This is a genomic window from Pseudomonas sp. EGD-AK9 (genome assembly GCF_000465935.2).
Taxonomy (GTDB): Bacteria; Pseudomonadota; Gammaproteobacteria; order Pseudomonadales; family Pseudomonadaceae; genus Aquipseudomonas.
Genome location: NZ_AVOF01000470.1, coordinates 1 through 1,996 on the forward strand (window position 1 = coordinate 1; position 1,996 = coordinate 1,996).

2 protein-coding genes are annotated in these 1,996 nt (G+C 65.8%); one reads left to right on the forward strand and one right to left on the reverse strand.

Annotated elements, in window-relative coordinates; all coding sequences use genetic code 11:
* Positions 1-316: 316 nt before the first annotated feature.
* Positions 317-991, forward strand: a complete 675-nt coding sequence (locus N878_RS18915; protein ID WP_011178411.1) for a DNA methylase — start codon at positions 317-319, stop codon at positions 989-991.
* 1 nt (position 992) lies between these two features.
* On the opposite strand, the gene N878_RS18920 is transcribed toward N878_RS18915, so the two are convergent.
* A complete protein-coding gene (locus N878_RS18920; RefSeq protein WP_011178412.1) occupies positions 993-1,652 on the reverse strand; it encodes a recombinase family protein in 660 nt (219 codons plus the stop codon).
* Positions 1,653-1,996 lie beyond the last annotated feature (344 nt).

Below are 1,996 nucleotides of genomic sequence, written 5' to 3' on the forward strand. Positions count from 1 at the left end.
CTCTCGGCCAGGTCGTACTTGGTGGCGCGCGGCGTCTCGCCGCTCAAGATCATGGTGAACTTCGCATCGGCCGCCGATTTCGTGGCAGACAACTCGACGGCCGAGGGCCGGCGCGAGAACCAGCGCGTGGACATTGAGGTGGTCTACATCCCCACCTACTGAGCGATCCGGCATCGCCATTCCTGGCGGTGCTGCAGGTCGCTCCAGCAGCTTCGCATCGTCGGCTCTGACGATGCAGGCCCGGCCGGCTTCCCTTGACAGCATCGCCATTTCTGACGATGCTGGCCAAGTCCCGATTTACTCCAGGAAGAAGGCCATGAGATACCCCGGCGGCAAGGGCGGTGCCGGCGTCTACCAGACGATCATCAACAACATCCCGCCTCACGACACGTACATCGAAACGCACCTGGGCGGCGGCAACATCCTGGAGCGCAAGCGGCCCGCTGCCCGCAGCGTCGGCATCGACGTTGATCCCGAGGTGATCGAGGTCTGGCAGCAGCTCGACGTGCCCGGCCTGGAGCTGCACCACGGCGACGCCGTGGCCTGGCTGGAGTCCCACCAGTTCACCGGCTCCGAGTTCGTCTACGCCGATCCGCCCTACGTGATGGACAGCCGGCGCGGCGGCAAGCTATACCGCCACGAATACGACGACGCCGACCACGTGCGGCTGCTCGACGTGCTGGCCGGCTTGCCGTGCGCGGTGATGGTGTCGGGCTACAGCTCAACGATCTATGACAGCTCTCCCTTGGCGTCATGGAGAACCATCGACTTCAACGCGATGACGCGCGGCGGCATCGCTATCGAACGGCTGTGGATGAACTACCCCGAGCCGGCCGAGCTGCACGATCTGCGCTACCTCGGCAGCAACTTCCGCGAGCGCGAGCGCATCAAGCGGAAGAAAGCCCGCTGGCAAGCGAAGCTCGCCAAGCTCGATCCGCTGGAGCGGGCGGCGATCATGGAATGCCTGCGCGAGCTGGAGGCGGCCGAGTAGGTCACGCCTGCGCCTGGTTGTGCAGCGCCCATACGCGCTTGACCTGGCTTTCACTGCACCCGGCCAGCCTGGCCGTCTCTGGAATGCTGTGGCCTGCGCTGCGCAGCGCCACGATGCGTTCATGCACCTTTGTGTTGGCCTTGCGGCCGGTGTAGCGGCCGGCGTCCTTCGCCAGCTCGACGCCCTGCCGCTGCCGCTCGCGGCGATCCTCGTAGTCGTCGCGGGCCATCTGCAACGCCAGCTTCAAAAGCATGTCCTGGATCGACTCCAGCACCACCTTTGCCACGCCCTTCGCCTCGGCGGCCAGGTCGGATAGATCGACCACGCCAGGGACAGCCAGGCGCGCGCCCTGGGCGCGGATCGAGGCCACGAGGCGTTCGGCCTCGGGCAGCGGCAGGCGGCTGATGCGGTCGATCTTCTCCGCAACGACGACTTCACCGGGTTGCAGGTCGCCGATCATGCGCAGCAGCTCGGCGCGATCGGCGCGAGCGCCCGAAGCCTTCTCGCGGTAGATGCCGGCGACGTAGAAGCCGGCGGCCCTGGTGCTCTCCACGATGGCGGCCTGCCTGGTCAAGTCCTGCTCGTCGGTGCTGACGCGCAAGTAGATGCGCGCGACCTTGAAAGCGACGCCGGCGGCCTGGTGCTCGGTCGGCGTCCGCATGATGCGGTCGGCACCTTCGACCAGGCCATCGCCGCCGACGCGCAGCGGTGGCGTCTTGGCGAGCGCCTGGCGCGCTGCGCGTGACTGGCGCGGCATGGCCGCAATCTGTGTTTCCTGGGCGGTGCGCGGCGTGATGATCGCGCTGCGCTTCGCCTTGGTCTTGCCTGGGAAGTAGCCGTTGCGGCTGGTCATGGGTTCCTCCGGTCATTTTGGGTATACGCAAAGTGTCCGGTCATGCTACCCCCGGCCAAAAAGGCCGTCATGCGATTTATCTGTCATTTTCAGAAGGTGACTGCACGGAATATCAAGAGTCGGCTGCACAGTCTTTTCTGATCTGTGGTCGT

What these genes read in the sequence shown, in the direction of transcription:
- N878_RS18915 (WP_011178411.1), top strand. Translation starts at nt 317, where the DNA reads ATGAGATACCCCGGCGGCAAGGGCGGTGCCGGCGTCTACCAGACGATC.
- N878_RS18920 (WP_011178412.1), bottom strand. Translation starts at nt 1,652, where the DNA reads ATGCGGACGCCGACCGAGCACCAGGCCGCCGGCGTCGCTTTCAAGGTC.